At 67.2% G+C, this 13,419-nt stretch carries 14 protein-coding genes; 12 read left to right on the top strand and 2 right to left on the bottom strand.

Features of this window, described 5'->3' with window-relative positions:
* The first annotated feature begins 60 nt into the window (after positions 1-60).
* Complete coding sequence (locus tag ACIRGA_RS31115; protein WP_400947668.1) at positions 61-3,282, top strand: BTAD domain-containing putative transcriptional regulator; 3,222 nt, start codon at positions 61-63, stop codon at positions 3,280-3,282.
* Positions 3,283-3,285: 3 nt separating this feature from the next.
* On the opposite strand, the gene ACIRGA_RS31110 is transcribed toward ACIRGA_RS31115, so the two are convergent.
* Positions 3,286-3,651 (bottom strand): holo-ACP synthase, encoded by a 366-nt coding sequence (locus ACIRGA_RS31110; protein ID WP_400947666.1) that lies wholly within the window; start codon positions 3,649-3,651, stop codon positions 3,286-3,288.
* Between the two features lie 512 nt (positions 3,652-4,163).
* On the opposite strand from ACIRGA_RS31110, the gene ACIRGA_RS31105 reads away from it, so the two are divergent.
* Genes ACIRGA_RS31105 through ACIRGA_RS31065 form a run of 9 tightly spaced genes read left to right on the top strand, consistent with a single transcriptional unit; the run spans position 4,164 to position 9,789 of the window.
* Positions 4,164-5,048 (top strand): diiron oxygenase, encoded by an 885-nt coding sequence (locus tag ACIRGA_RS31105; protein WP_400947663.1) that lies wholly within the window; start codon positions 4,164-4,166, stop codon positions 5,046-5,048.
* Entirely contained in the window at positions 5,045-5,887 is an 843-nt protein-coding gene (locus tag ACIRGA_RS31100) for a hypothetical protein (protein WP_400947660.1), read from the top strand. Before ACIRGA_RS31105 ends, ACIRGA_RS31100 begins: the two co-directional genes overlap by 4 nt.
* 2 nt (positions 5,888-5,889) lie before the next feature.
* The gene (locus ACIRGA_RS31095; protein ID WP_400947658.1) at positions 5,890-6,273 is read left to right on the top strand and encodes a holo-ACP synthase; all 384 of its coding nucleotides are present in this window, start codon (positions 5,890-5,892) and stop codon (positions 6,271-6,273) included.
* Positions 6,274-6,300: 27 nt separating this feature from the next.
* On the top strand, positions 6,301-6,549 hold the full coding sequence (locus ACIRGA_RS31090) for a hypothetical protein (protein WP_037348320.1): 249 nt from the start codon (positions 6,301-6,303) through the stop codon (positions 6,547-6,549).
* A complete protein-coding gene (locus ACIRGA_RS31085) occupies positions 6,549-7,373 on the top strand; it encodes an SAM-dependent methyltransferase (RefSeq protein WP_400947656.1) in 825 nt (274 codons plus the stop codon). Before ACIRGA_RS31090 ends, ACIRGA_RS31085 begins: the two co-directional genes overlap by 1 nt.
* Positions 7,373-8,332: a 3-oxoacyl-ACP synthase III family protein gene (locus tag ACIRGA_RS31080; RefSeq protein ID WP_400947653.1), complete on the top strand. Its 960-nt coding sequence runs from the start codon at positions 7,373-7,375 to the stop codon at positions 8,330-8,332. The genes ACIRGA_RS31085 and ACIRGA_RS31080 overlap by 1 nt, the downstream gene beginning before the upstream one ends.
* Complete coding sequence (locus tag ACIRGA_RS31075; protein ID WP_126731048.1) at positions 8,329-8,598, top strand: acyl carrier protein; 270 nt, start codon at positions 8,329-8,331, stop codon at positions 8,596-8,598. Before ACIRGA_RS31080 ends, ACIRGA_RS31075 begins: the two co-directional genes overlap by 4 nt.
* Positions 8,595-9,386, top strand: coding sequence for a hypothetical protein (locus tag ACIRGA_RS31070; protein WP_400947651.1), 792 nt, complete (start codon positions 8,595-8,597; stop codon positions 9,384-9,386). The genes ACIRGA_RS31075 and ACIRGA_RS31070 overlap by 4 nt, the downstream gene beginning before the upstream one ends.
* Before the next feature lie 4 nt (positions 9,387-9,390).
* Entirely contained in the window at positions 9,391-9,789 is a 399-nt protein-coding gene (locus ACIRGA_RS31065; RefSeq protein WP_400947649.1) for a holo-ACP synthase, read from the top strand.
* A gap of 262 nt (positions 9,790-10,051) precedes the next feature.
* Here the strand turns inward: ACIRGA_RS31065 and ACIRGA_RS31060 are convergent, their stop codons facing one another.
* Positions 10,052-11,122 carry a tyrosine-type recombinase/integrase gene (locus ACIRGA_RS31060; protein ID WP_400947733.1) on the bottom strand — a complete coding sequence of 357 codons (1,071 nt, stop codon included), beginning with the start codon at positions 11,120-11,122 and terminating at the stop codon, positions 10,052-10,054.
* 1,321 nt (positions 11,123-12,443) lie between these two features.
* Between ACIRGA_RS31060 and ACIRGA_RS31055 the strand changes: the two genes are divergently transcribed.
* Positions 12,444-12,941 (top strand): hypothetical protein, encoded by a 498-nt coding sequence (locus tag ACIRGA_RS31055; RefSeq protein WP_400947647.1) that lies wholly within the window; start codon positions 12,444-12,446, stop codon positions 12,939-12,941.
* A 263-nt stretch (positions 12,942-13,204) separates the two neighbouring features.
* On the top strand, positions 13,205-13,419 hold a 215-nt coding region (locus ACIRGA_RS31050), incomplete at its 3' end, for a hypothetical protein (RefSeq protein WP_400947644.1).

Raw genomic sequence — 13,419 nt, 5'->3', positions numbered from 1 at the left:
ACTAATCCGGGAAGGTCGCGACCACTTCGCGATTATTCCGGCGAGGTAAGTGGGGGCTGAATGGAGTTCACGATTCTCGGGCCGCTCGGCGTCCGTGACGGAAATACCGAACTCGATCTCGGCGCGCCGAAAGTCCGCCGTCTGCTGGCGCTGCTGCTCCATCGCGCGGGTGAGGTGGTGCCGGTGGGAGCGCTCGTCGACGGCCTGTGGGCGGGCCGCCCGCCGCGCACCGCGATGAAGAACCTCCAGCTCTACGTCCTCCAGCTCCGCCGTGCCTTGGCGGATCCGGATCGCGTGGTGCACCGCAGACCCGGTTATCTGCTGGTGGTGAATCCCGGTGAACTGGACGTGCGGCGGTTCGAGGACCTCGCAGACCAAGCACGCACGGCACACGAGCGGCGGAACGCGGTCGTCGCCGGAAGTCTCGCGCGGCAGGCACTCGCGCTCTGGCAGGGAGCTCCGTTCAGCGGGCTGGCCGACAGCAGCGCCGCGCTCCAGGTGGAGGCGGACCGGCTGCAGGAACGAAGGCTGGTCCTGCTGGGGCAGCGCATCGACGCGGATCTGGTGCTCGGCAGGCACGCGGACGTCGTCGCCGAACTCACCGAGCTGGTCTCGGAACATCCGTTGCGGGAACATTTCCAGGCTCAGCTCATGCTCGCGCTCTACCGGTCGCGGCGCCAGGCCGAGGCGCTCAAGGTCTACCGCCGGGCACGCGCCCTGCTCACCGGCGAGCTCGGTCTCGAACCGAGTGCGGAGCTGACCGACCTCGCCCAAGCCATCCTGCGCACCGATCCGGCATTGGATCTGCCCAGCGCCGAACAGCCGGTTTCCGCCGGACCGAGGCAGCTGCCCGCCGCGGTGCCGACGTTCACCGGCCGCGCCGCGCAACTGCGCCGGATCGACGCACTGGTCGCCGGCGGAGCGCCGGTGGTCGTCGTCAGTGGCACCGCGGGGGTGGGCAAGACCGCGCTGGCACTGCAATGGGCACACGGCGCGCTCGACCGGTTCCCAGACGGCCAGCTCTACCTGAACCTGCACGGCTACGCGCGGTCGGCCACGGTGACCGCGGCCGAAGCGCTGGTCCGGCTCGTGCGCTCGCTGGGCGTCCCGCCCGACCGGATACCGGTGGACCCTGACGAACTGGCCGCGCTCTACCGGTCCGAGCTCGCGGGCAAACGGATGCTCGTGGTGCTCGACAACGCCGGCACGGCCGATCAGGTGCGTCCGCTGCTTCCCGGCCGTCCCGGCAGCCTGGTCGTGGTGACTGGCAGGGAGGAGCTGCCCGGGCTCGTCGTCCTGCACGACGCCGGTGCCGTCCGGCTCGACCTGCTGACCGAAGAGGACGGGCTCAAGCTGCTCGCCAGGATCGTCGGCGCGCAGCGGGTCAAGGAGGAACGCCGGGCGGCGGCGACGCTGGTCCGGTTGTGCGCCGGGCTGCCGCTCGCGTTGCGGATCGCGGCCGCGGACATCGGCATCGGCCGGGACCGGCCGATCGGCGCCGTGGTCGACGGGCTGCTGCGGGCCGACCGGCTGGACCGGCTCGGGGTCGACGGCGACCCGTCGACCGCGGTCCGCGCCGCGTTCGCGCTCTCATACCGGCGGCTCGGTCCGGCAGCCCGGAGTTTGTTCCGGTTGCTTGGCGTGGTCCAGGTGCCGGATTTCACCCCGCGGTCGACAGCCGTGCTCGCCGAGGAGGACACATCCCAGGCCCTCGCCGAGCTGGAGCGTGCTCATCTCGTCGCCCGGGGCACCGACGGCCGCTACCAGTGCCACGACTTGCTTCGGCTGTACGCGACCGAACGCGCGCGGGCCGAGGACGTCGCGGCCGAACGCGACGCGGCCAGGCTCCGGCTGTTCGGCTGGTATCTCGCGACGGCGACCGTCGCGGTCACGCGGATCGCGCCGCAGATCCTCCGGCTTCGTGAAGGCGCCGAATTCGGCGAGACCGACGTCGTCTTCGATGACGACGCCGAGGCGCTGGAGTGGCTCGAAGCGGAACGTGCCGACCTCGTGGCCATCGTCCACGACGCCGCCGCGCACGGCCCGCACCGGGTCGTCTGGTTACTGGCGGACGCCCTTCGCGGCTTCTTCTGGCTAAGAAGGCATTCCGTGGACTGGGTCGCCGTCGCGAAGGCCGGGCTGGCCGCGGCGGTCGTGGACGATGAGCCGCGAGGCCGGATCGCCGCCCTGCAAAGCCTCGCGCAGGTGTATCGCGGGCTGGGCGACTACGCGGCCGCCGTCACGCACTACACCAAGGCGCTGGAGCTGTCGACCACCGAACGGTGGCCGGAGGCGGAAGCCGCCGCGCGCGGCAATCTCGCCGGAGTCCACTGGGAGCTCGGCGCGCTCGACGAGGCCGTCGCCGAACTCGACCGCGCGATCGAACTGAACCGCCGGATGGGCTGGGAAGCGGGACTTTCGGCCAACCTGCACAACATCGGGACACTGCTGCGGGAGCTCGGCAAGCCGCAGGAAGCCATCCGGCGGCTCGCCCAGGCCCTTTCGCTCATCGAACGCACCGGCAATCGCGACGGCGCCGCGCACGTGTACACCACGCTCGGCGAGGTCTATCTCGACCTCGGCAGGCTGACCGATGCGCGCGAGTCGCTGTCGAAGAGTGTTTCCCTGCACCGGCAGAACGGCGCTCGTTACGGCGAGACGACCGCACTCTGCACACTGGCGGCGTTGTGCGCCGAGACCGGGGAATTCGCCGAAGCGGCCGAGCACGCCGAGGCGATGCTGGAACTGGCCCGGGAGACAGGTGATCGCCGGGCGGAGGCGAACGCGCTCGCGGCGCTGGCCGAACTCGGCGGCCGGACCGAGCTGTCCGTGGCTCCCGAAGTCTTGGCCGGACAGGCGGTCGAACTCGCCCACGAGATCCACTACACCCGCGCGGAAATCGTCAGCCTGCTGGCGCTGGCCGAGGTATGTCGTCGTGGCGGGCGGCTCGACGACGCCGTCACGCACGCGGGCGCGGCCGCGGAACTGGCCGCACGGCGGGATTTCCGGCTCCTCGCGGCCCGCGCGCAGACGGTGCTGGCCACCACCCGGCGGGACCGCGGGGACCGGAAACAGGCGGCCGAATGCGCCGAGCGGGCGCTGATACTGCATCGCGGCACCGGCAACCGGATCGGCGAGGGACACGCGCTCGCCGTCCTCGGCGAAGTCACCGCGAACCGGGATCCCGGTGCCGGGCAAGGACTTCTGCGGAAGGCACACGACATCCTCGCCGACTGCGGCTCCGTCGAACGATTCCGGGTGGCGAGCCTGCTCGCGACCTGAGTGTCAGGCCGTCCCCAGCGCGACCGCGATCACGAGCCCCCGCTCACAGGAAATGGAGACGTCGACCCGCTCGATGCCCAGCGCGCGGGCACGTTCGGACGCCGCACCGTGCAACTCCACCGAAGTCGCGCCCGCTCCGGAACTCCGGATCACGATCTGGGTGGGCGGAACCGAACCGGACAGGCAGGTCCTGAGGACCTTCAGCACCGCCTCCTTCGCGGCGAACCGGCAAGCGAGACAGACACTGCCCGCCATCGCGAGATCGTCGAGTTCCTCCTGGGAGAACAGGAACTTCATGAACCAGCCGCGCCGTGCGAGCAGGTCGAGTTCGGCCACGCGCAGCGCGTCCACTCCGACGAGCGTGGTCATACGTTCCCGGTCCCTTCGCGCCTCGCGCCGGTCGCCCGGTCGAGTGGGTCGTGAGAGGCGATTCGTGTTCTATTGAGGGGTGAGTCAAAGGTGTCGTGGTCGCTGGTGGGGTCGGTGGTGGGGCGAAGGCTTCCTTCGCCGCGTCTAATGTGGTGAAGGAAGCCTTCGCCCCGGCCACTTACCCGCGCCGACCACCTCGCCGCCGGCGCCCGTGTCGCGAAAGCCACTTTCGCGACGTCTGATGTCCCGAAAGTGGCTTTCGCGACGCTTTCGCCAGGCCTTCACGGACCGGCAGAGCGCGGTGACCTCCTACGCCACGTTTGCCTTACCCCTCTATAACCCGAATCGCCATTCATGACCCCTCGCGCCTCGCCATGCGGCCACCCTATGCCGCCACCGCACCGGGAAACCAGGGTGCTGGCCGGTGTCGGCCAGACCGCTTGTGGACATTGAATCGCACGGATTCCTTGCCGTAGCGTCGAATTGAGTCCGGAAGAACGGAGGGAACCTTCGTGGCCAGTGACATCAGCGACATTATCGACGCGGACCAACGGTTTCGCGGCCTGCTCGATCGTCTTTCGTCGAAGTCGATCGACGACTACTACAACCCCTATCAGATGTTCGAGTGGCCGGACAGCCTGCCCGAACGGATGTGGTGGATGACCCCCGAGCTCACCACCACTCACGGCACCGAGTTCGCCACGACACTGAGCGAAGAGCAGCTCTTCGCCCTGTCGCGGTTCGAAAGCATCAACTTCTACAGCCTCAACGTGCACGGGATCCGCGAGCTGCTCATCGAGGTCGTCGCGCGGATCCACACGGCGGGCTTCGAAACGCCGTCGGAGTTCTTCCACCACTTCATCGGTGAGGAGAACGAGCATATGTGGTTCTTCGCCGAATTCTGCCTGCGCTACGGCAAAAAGATCTATCGCGCACCGGGTGCCGGCGTCGCCATCCCGCCCGCGGCTTCGTCCAAAGTGGAGAGTCTGCTGGTGTTCGCGAGGATCCTGATCTTCGAGGAACTGGTGGATCACTACAACTCGCAGATGGCGCGGGACGAACGGCTGCACGAGACGATCCGCGCGATCAACCGCATCCACCATCAGGACGAATCGCGGCATATCGCGTTCGGCCGAGAGCTGGTGGAGCATCTCTACGGCGACCTCAAGAAGACGGCGACCGAAGAGGACCTCGTCGAGGTCTCGGCCTATCTCCGGCGGTATCTCTCCTACAGTTTCGAGTCGCTGTACAACCCGCAGGTCTATCGCGACGCCGGCATCGAGAACCCGCTGGAACTCCGGCGTGCGCTGCTCGACGCACCCACCCGGCAGGCCACCGAGAAACAGGTGTTCCGCAAGACCTTGAAGTACCTGGAGCGAACGGGGATCCTGCGATGACCCGCACCACCGGAGTGGACGGCGCCGAAGCGCTGGCGATCCTCGGGCCCGACGAGACCGCCCTCGTCAAGGAACTCGACCGGACCTTCCTCGGCTGGGCAGGCGCCGCCGGGGCGCGGGAGATCAGCCCGCCGCCGCTGTACCCGGTCACCGACCTGGAGAAGTTCGACGTCTACGCGAACTTCCCGCATCTGGCGTTCGTGGCCGGTCCGCTGGATCTGGCCGACCGGGAGGGAAAGCCGGTCGACGGACGGTTCGCCGGCGGCGATCTGCAGGACGGCCGCTACGGTCTGCCGCACGCGACCTGTTACGGGGCTTACCTTTTCTACGAGGGCACGAAGGTGTCCGAGACGGAGATCGTGACGCTCGTCAACCGCTGTTTCCGCAGCGAAGACCACTACAGCGGGTTGCGGCGGTTGGCGAGTTTCCAGATGCGTGAGATCGTCGCGCTCGGCTCGTTCGAGCACACGCAGGAAGTGGTTTCCCGCTTCACCGAACGGATCCTGGCGTTCTCCGGCGAGCTCGGCCTCGGCCTGGAGAAGGAGGCCGCGATCGACCCGTTCTTCCAGAACGACGGCGCCCGCGCCCTCCTGCAGAAGCTGAGCCCGGTCAAATACGAGTTCCAGCACGGCACCCTCGCGATCGCCTCGGTCAACACCCATCGGAACTTCTTCGGCGAACGGTGCGACATCCGCTTCGGTGCGGACAAGGAGTTCGCCTACACCAGCTGTGTGGCGTTCGGCCTGGAGCGCTGGCTCGCCGTGCTGACCGAGGTCCATCACGGCGATCTCCCGGCCGCGCTGGAGGCCGTCCGCGCGGCGGCGGGCCGGGCCGGGTGACCATGCCCGCGAGAAGGATCGGCATCGACGTCGTCCCGCTCAGCCGGGTGCGCGAGCTCGTCGGCCAGGACGCGGAGCCCGCGCTGCGGCGCATGCTCTCCTCCGCCGAACTGCTGAGTTCGTCCACTCCGGACGGTCCGGACCTGGCCGGTATCGCGGGACGCTTGGCCGCCAAGGAAGCGGTGTTCAAACTCTTCCACGTCGGTGGGCAGCCCGTGCCCTGGCTCTCGACCGAAGTGCTCAAGAGCGACGGCGGCTGGCCGGTGGTCCGGCTCACCGGACGCGCCGCGCGGCTGGCCAAGGAAGCCGGGCTCGGCAAGATCGAAATCAGCATCACGCACGACGACGCGTACGCCATCGCGGTCGCGGTGTCCGCCGCGGACTGAGAAGAAACCAACCTCGAAGGAGAAGACATGCCCGCCCCTGGTATCGAAAAGGTCAGTGACTGGATTCTCGGCAGGCACCCGGAACGCACCGAGCTGGCGTTCGAAGAGGACCTGATCGAAAGCCGCTTGGTCGACTCGCTGTCGTTCGTCGAACTGGTCTACGTGATCGAAGACGCGAGCGGCGTCGAGGTCGACTTTGACAACATCGACATCGCGGACTTCAAAACCCTGTCGGCCATCGAGAAGGCGTTCTTCGCCGGAGCGGGAGTCAGCTGATGCACGCCGTTTCCTATACCGCGCAGTGGATGGCGGCGGCTCGCTCGCTCGAGTCCGAGCGCGAGGACGCCCTGTTCGTCGACCCGCTGGCGAGCGCCCTCGCGGCGCCGGACGGGTTCCGGCTGATCGAGCGCTACGCCGGTGGCGGGCTGCTGCCGTTCATCAGCATCCGGACGAGGTTCCTCGACGACGCGATCGGCGAGCTGCGGTCGGATCCCGGCATCCGCCAGGTCGTGCTGATCGCGGCGGGGATGGACACCAGGGCGTTCCGGCTGGACTGGCCCGAGGACACCGTCGTCTTCGAGGTGGACCACGAGCCGCTGCTGGTGGAGAAGCAGCGGCGGCTGACCGAACTGGGCGCCGAGCCGCGGGTCGATCGCCGGGTCGTACCCGCCGACCTGACCCGGGAATGGCTGCCGGAACTGGAGAAGGCGGGCTTCGACCCGACCCGGCCGACGTTGTGGGTGGCCGAGGCGCTGACCTTTTTCCTGACTGAAGAGCAGGCAGGCGGTCTGCTGGAGACGCTGGGTTCGGTGTCGGCCCCGGGAAGCCGGCTGGCGCTGGACATCCTCGGCCGTGCCCTGTTGCGCAGCCCGTTCTCGAAGCCGTTCCTCGACCGGCTGGCCGACGACGGGACACCGTGGATCTTCGGCACCGACAAGCCGGAGGAGTTCCTGCTGAACCACGGCTGGAAGGTCGACGAGATCAAGGAGCCGGGCCAGCCCGGCGCGGGTGAGGGCCGCTGGCCGTACGAGGTGCAGCCGCCGGAACGCCGCGGCGCCAACCGGCTCTGGCTGTTGCGGGCCGAGTATTTGGAGGGCTGATGGGCGCGACCACACTGGAACGCGTCGAGTCGTTCGTACCCGAGCGCAGCGTTCGCATCGAGGAGCTCGGTGAGCACCTCGGGCTGCGCCGGGCGGAACTCGGCGTGTTCCGGAAGTTCTACGGCCTCGACACACTCCGGTTCGATCCCGGGATGGACCTGTTCGACCTGCTGTTGCCCGCCGCGAAGCGGGCGCTGGCGGCGCTGCCCGCCGGCCGGAGGATCGACAGGCTGGTGTTCGCGCATACGACCCAGGCGCTCGCACCGGCCGACGTCGACATCGCCCAGGAGCTCGCGCGGCGGCTGGGGCTGGCCGACGTCGAGGCGTTCGCGTTGTCCCACCAGGCGTGTGTGAGCAGCCTGGGTGCCATCGACGTCGCGGCCGAGCTGCTGCGGGCCGAGGGCGAGACCGGCGGATACGCGCTGATGGTGACCGGGGAGCGGGCGTTCTCGCCGATCGTGCAGCTGATCCCCAACACCGCGATCATGGCGGACGCGGCCTCGGCGTGCCTGCTGACGGTGGACGGCGACGGCGACGTCGTGCATTCCTTCGTCACGAAGACGTTCGGGCAGTACGCGGAATGGCTGGCGCTGACCCCGGAGCAGAACACCGAGTTCGGCCAGCTCTACGGGCCGCGGCTGGCCGAGGTGATCTTGGCGGCGGTGGCCGAGGCCGGATACGGGTTCGACGACATCGATCTGGTGATCCCGCACAACGTCAACGCCCTCGCCTGGCGACAGACGGTGAAGGCGCTGGAGGCGCCGTCGGAGAAGTTCTTCCTGGAGAACATCCCCAAGCTAAGCCATTGCTTCTCGTCGGACGTGTTCCTGAACTACACGACCTTGCGGGAGAACGGCAGGCTCGTCGACGGTGCCCGCTACGTGCTCGTCACGGTCGGTCTCGGTGCGACGTTCGGCGCCATGGTGATCACCCATCGGACGCGGGGGAGCGGGACGTGACGGCCCGCGACGAGGTGGTGTCGGCGATCGGGGACGCGCTCGGCGATGTCCTGGAACGGGAGATCACCGGGCTGACCGAGGACACGCGGCTGTTCGACGACCTGCGGCTGGACTCGTCGAAGGTATTGGAACTGCTGATGCTGGTGGAGATGGCCATCGGTATCACGGTGGATCCGGACGACCTCGACATCGACCATCTTCGTACCGTCCGTTCGTTCGCCGACTACGTCGAATCCAGGCAGGCCATCGGGGAAGGAGTGTCATGAGCGGCGAACCGACCCTGCGCGGCACGAGCGCGGTGATCTCACCGCCGGGACCCGGCTACCGGGAGGACGCGGCGGTCTCGAGGTTCCTCGCGGATCTCGTCGAACCGTTCGGGTCCAAAGTGGACGAAGAACGCTGGCAACGCGGCGCGCACGTCTCGCACAAGGCGCTGACCGACCGGTTACTGGAAGCCGAGGACGTGCGTGCGAGCCGCCCGCAGCTGATCATCGTGACCCACGCCCTGCCCGACGTCCTCCCGTTCACCGCCGTGGCGCCGTACCTCGCCGACCGGCTCGACGTCACGGCGACCACGTTCTCCGTGGCACAGCAGGGTTTGGCCGCGCCGTTCACGGCCCTGCGCATCGTGGCGGCGTATCAGCGGTCGGGACGGTGCGACGAGGCGGTCATCGCGGTACTGGAGCAGACGACGCTCCCGACGCCGCATCCGCTGGTCGACGACGGCGGGCTGGTCGACTCGGGTGCCGCGCTGGTCCTCGGAACCGGGCCGGGGCCACGGCTGGCGTCGGTGGCGTCCGGCTCGGTGGAGGAGGTGCTCGAACCCCACCGGGAGCCCGGCACGCTCGTGGTCCTCGGCCCATGGGTGACGGAAACCGTCGAGGCCGGGGACGTCCACCGGGTCGCGCCGGGCTCGTACTGCACCAGTGTTTGGCTCGCCCTGGCCGGAAACTGGCCGGCGTGGCAGGAGACGTACCGGAAGGTCGTGCTCTGCGACACCGATCCGGTGAGCGGTCGCAGTTACGCCGCGGCCTTCACCTTCCCGGCCGGGTAGCCCGATGCGGATCGGGGCCGACCTGCTGCACCTCGGCGAACTGGACCGGCTGCTGGCACGGCCGTGGTTCCGTGCCTACGTCTACGCCGAGTCCGAACTCGCCACCGCGGCCGGGTTCGGCCCCGATCGATGCCGGGAGTTCCTGGCGGGCCGGTTCGCCGCGAAGGAAGCCGTCGCGAAAGCGATCGGCACCGGTTTCGCGGACGGCGTCGCGCCGCGCCAGATCGCCGTCGAACGAGCCGATTCCGGCGAGGCCCTGGTGACGCTCACCGGCGCGGCGGCCGCGGGCGCCGCCGCGCTCGGGGTCGTGGAGGTACAGGTCTCGATCACGCACAAGGCGGACCTGGTCCTGGCGGTCGCGCTCGCGGTGATCGCTCCATTCGGTACTCCCGCACGATCCTGACCACGCGCACCTTCGCCGCTGCGGCGGCCAGATCCTGCTCTTGCGCCCAATAACGTAGACCGTCGCGCCGTGGCGAGTCCGATACCTGAACCGCGACCTGCGATGACCGCGACCTTGACCTGCGGCACGACAACGAAAAAGAGGCCGTCTACGCGACGACCTCTTTGCGTGTGAATAACGTGTGTGTCCGAGGGGGGACTTGAACACGTCTCCCGGTGAATCTTCCCCAAAGTAGGGAAGTTCATGCTTTGACGGTAGCAGATCATGGCAGCCTCGGCGAACCGGCCGTTTGCGGTGCTAGGGGATGTGATTCGTTGGTGAGGGCGCTCAAGGCCAGGGCGACGTCGTGGATCGACGCCTTGACGTACGTTGCGGTCGTGCCGGCTATATTCATCGTGGCCGCACTGCTATGACCAGCGAATGCCTGTGCTGTGGCGTAGCCGTGTGATCGCTCTACCCATGTGAGTGTCGTGTGCCGGATCCAATGGGTCGAGATGCCTTGCGTTGCCACCCACGGCAAGTGCTTGCCGACCCGGTTCCACAGGTAGTCGTAACGACGCCTCGTGATGCGGACACTGTTCCGATAGCGCAAGAGCTGCCCGTTGGGATCTATTGCACCCCGGCTGTTCCCATGCGCCATGAGGTGGGCCATTAGGCTCGGCGAGACGGGTTGCCACCGTGTTGTGTCACCCTTTTCGCGGAGGTAGACCAGGCATTGGTGTCGATCGAGATCCCGAGGCCTGAGGTTCAGGGCGCCGCCGCGACGACACGCCGTTTCGGTATGCAGTCGCAGGAGGAGCGAGTCAAGTTCGGGATCGTTGCCTGTCGAAGCGGTGATCTCGTTGATCTCGGTCAACTCCTGAGCGGTCAGAGCACGCCTGGGCGAGGCGAGACGGTGCGGCTTGCTCACCCGTGCGGCGGGGTTGTCCTCTGGCTTGATCAGCCGATCGTCCTCGGCATGCCGGTAGAGACAGCGAAGGGCCGCGATAAAGTTTTCGGCAGCGCCGCGACCACCACGTGAATTGCTCCTAACGACTGCACTGGCCTTGGCGTGCTCGGCCAGCTGCTTGATTTCGGAAGGGCTCGGCTCGTCGATTCCGCGACTACCCCACCGGGTCTGCAACTGGTTCCAGTACGGGCCGTAAGTGCGGCGAGTACCCGCCGACACGGCTCCCGCGACAATCGGGATGTACACAGCAAACGTCGGGACTGGATCTCGCTGCTCGGGCAGACAGACGAGGTCGGACGGATCGATTCCCAATCGCTCGAGTAAAAGGCGCACCGCCTGCAAGTCCTCGCTTGCCTGCCGTGGTTGCGTCACTTTACCGTCCATAGTGGTCACCGGGTTGAGTGAATGCCGTGTGGTAGCGCGCCATCATGTTGTCCAGGACCGACAAGGGGTGAATAACCAGTGCGCCATGGTTAAGCACCGCTGCTACGAGGACGCCGTCGCCACTCCCGAGTCCACAGAGGTACCGCGCTGTGGCTGGGATTACGACGCTGCAATGCTTAGCTACATGGCTTGCCCCGCGGTCCGTTGGGCGCAGGACCATCGCAGTGGAAGACGCACGCAGTGAGAGTCTCTCACCAGCGTGCCAGCCTAGCGCGTAGACCAGGCTCCGAACGGACACTCTGCCCGAGCAGTCGACTCGACTTATCTCATATTGTATGGACCCGTCGCGGAGCAAGAACTGCAGCTCAGCGATCGGCAAGGGCGGCAGCTCGTCGGATCGCGGAGCCAGTACTTCCGGAATCAGTGCGCCGATCACTGTGTCAGCAGTAGGCGATGCTCTAACGAGGCGAGATCTGCCAGTCTTACCGGAACGCCTGTGGATACCACCGGAGTGACCAGTCATCGCTACAGCCCTCCTGTGACTGAGGTCGGGTCTGCCGGGGGTTCCGCCAGACTCATGACTCTCGTGGATCTCAGGCTTACTTGCTCCGAGACATGCAGGCTCTCGTAGTGTTTGATTCAGCGGGGAGACGAAAAGTCTGTTGCTGCCTCGGCTGACTCGCGCCGTCTGGGCAGGCGCAAGGCAGGCAGCGAGAAGGCCGCCACCTAAGTCTCGCTTGTCTCGCCGATCAGCGAGCAACGAGACCTGTATGGCGTGGAGCCAGCCGAGACGGCTTACAAGAGCCAGGTCGCAGCTTTCTCGCCGTGCCGGAGGACACGCTTCGGCCGGTCGAGCCGACTGCCGCGCAACGGAAATGACCGCTACCAACGCGAGCAAACACGAGGACGAATACCAACCGGACCTGAGCTGGATCGCATCGCAGGCACCAACAACTAAGGCCGTTCAGCCACCGGCAAAATCGGTCCGCAGGCCACGACCCCAAAGTCAAAATACGGACATTTCCGTCGCCGTCACCGGAGCTGGGATTAACAAGCTGGCGGAATCAGCTTCGATCGCTTCTGCGAGGGTCAGTGACACAGCTAAGAGGCCAACAAGCCGCGAAGTGTGAACTCGCCAGCTGACTTCGTATCAGGGTTCGTCATAGTGAGTGTCTGTCAGCGGCCACTCAGTGCCGGTGAGACGCCGTGCAACCCATAGACTTGCGTTTGAGAGAGCGATCGACCTAGCGGGTGAGACGTTGAGATCTGGTTGTGTTTGCGCTGTTCAGCGGCCCTGGCTCTGTGCTTTTAGAATTCCGACTTGTTCCCCCATGGCCGTCAGGCCGTCCAGGGAACCAGCGCGCCGAAGGCGCTCGATCTCCACCACGTGCTCAGCGAGCCCGCGCTGTGGTGGGTGACCACGGCGGTGGTCGCGATCTTGATCGCGGTCTTCGTCCTCCACCGACACTTCCGTTCCCGCCACCTCCGCTCCAGAGTCAGTTACGACCTTCTCCCGACCGCCACGTTCGACCCGTCGCTCCAGGGCGTGCTGGCGTTCGCGCACCAGCTCGGCCGGGTGCGGCCGGTGCACGGCTGGGTGCCGAAGTCCGCGGTCGGTGTCCGGGTGCGGTTCAGCACCGACGAGGCGTTCGGGAAGCTGACCATGAGCGTGGAAGGCCGAGAGTCGATCACCGGCGTGATCAACAAGCTGACCTACCCGGAAGTCGAGATCCGCCGCAACGCGGACGACCGAGGAGATGTCTCCTGGGACCACGGACCGGGGCGAAATGGCCTCCGTGCGGGTGAGGGAGCGCGATGAACTTCTTGCGTGACCTCCGGGTGTGCCGAAGCGGGGCGACTTCTCCCACCTTTGAGGGAGCGTCAGCCCATGTCTGATCGGCAAACTTTGCGCGGCCGGGCTTTCGTGTGTATCGCTGAGCGATCTCTTCGCGCGTCCGGTGCTGGTCGTTTCGCCGCCGGGCTCGCTCTGGCCACAGCCGCCGATGCGCCGGTCATGCTCGTCTCCGATCCCGCGAGCCGTTCCCGCCGACTGAAGTCCAGCGCGCATATTGGCTCGGGGACGTGGAGGACCTCGACCTGGCGCGGCTGGAGACCGCGGCGAGCCGGCTCGTCGAGCGGCACGAGATGCTGCGCGCCGTCTTCGACGAGCAAGGCGACCAGCGTGTGCTGTCCGAGGTGCCGTGGCTCGACCGGGTGCGCCAGGTTCAGGAGGAGTTGTGGGGCGCGCTCGATCACCGCGACGTTTCGGCCGTGTGGGTGCTGCGGGAACTGGCCCG

The organism is Amycolatopsis sp. NPDC102389 (genome assembly GCF_044765885.1).
Classification (GTDB): Bacteria; Actinomycetota; Actinomycetes; order Mycobacteriales; family Pseudonocardiaceae; genus Amycolatopsis.
The sequence above is the reverse complement of the archived record's forward strand: the minus strand, read 5'-3'. Positions and strand labels throughout refer to the sequence as shown.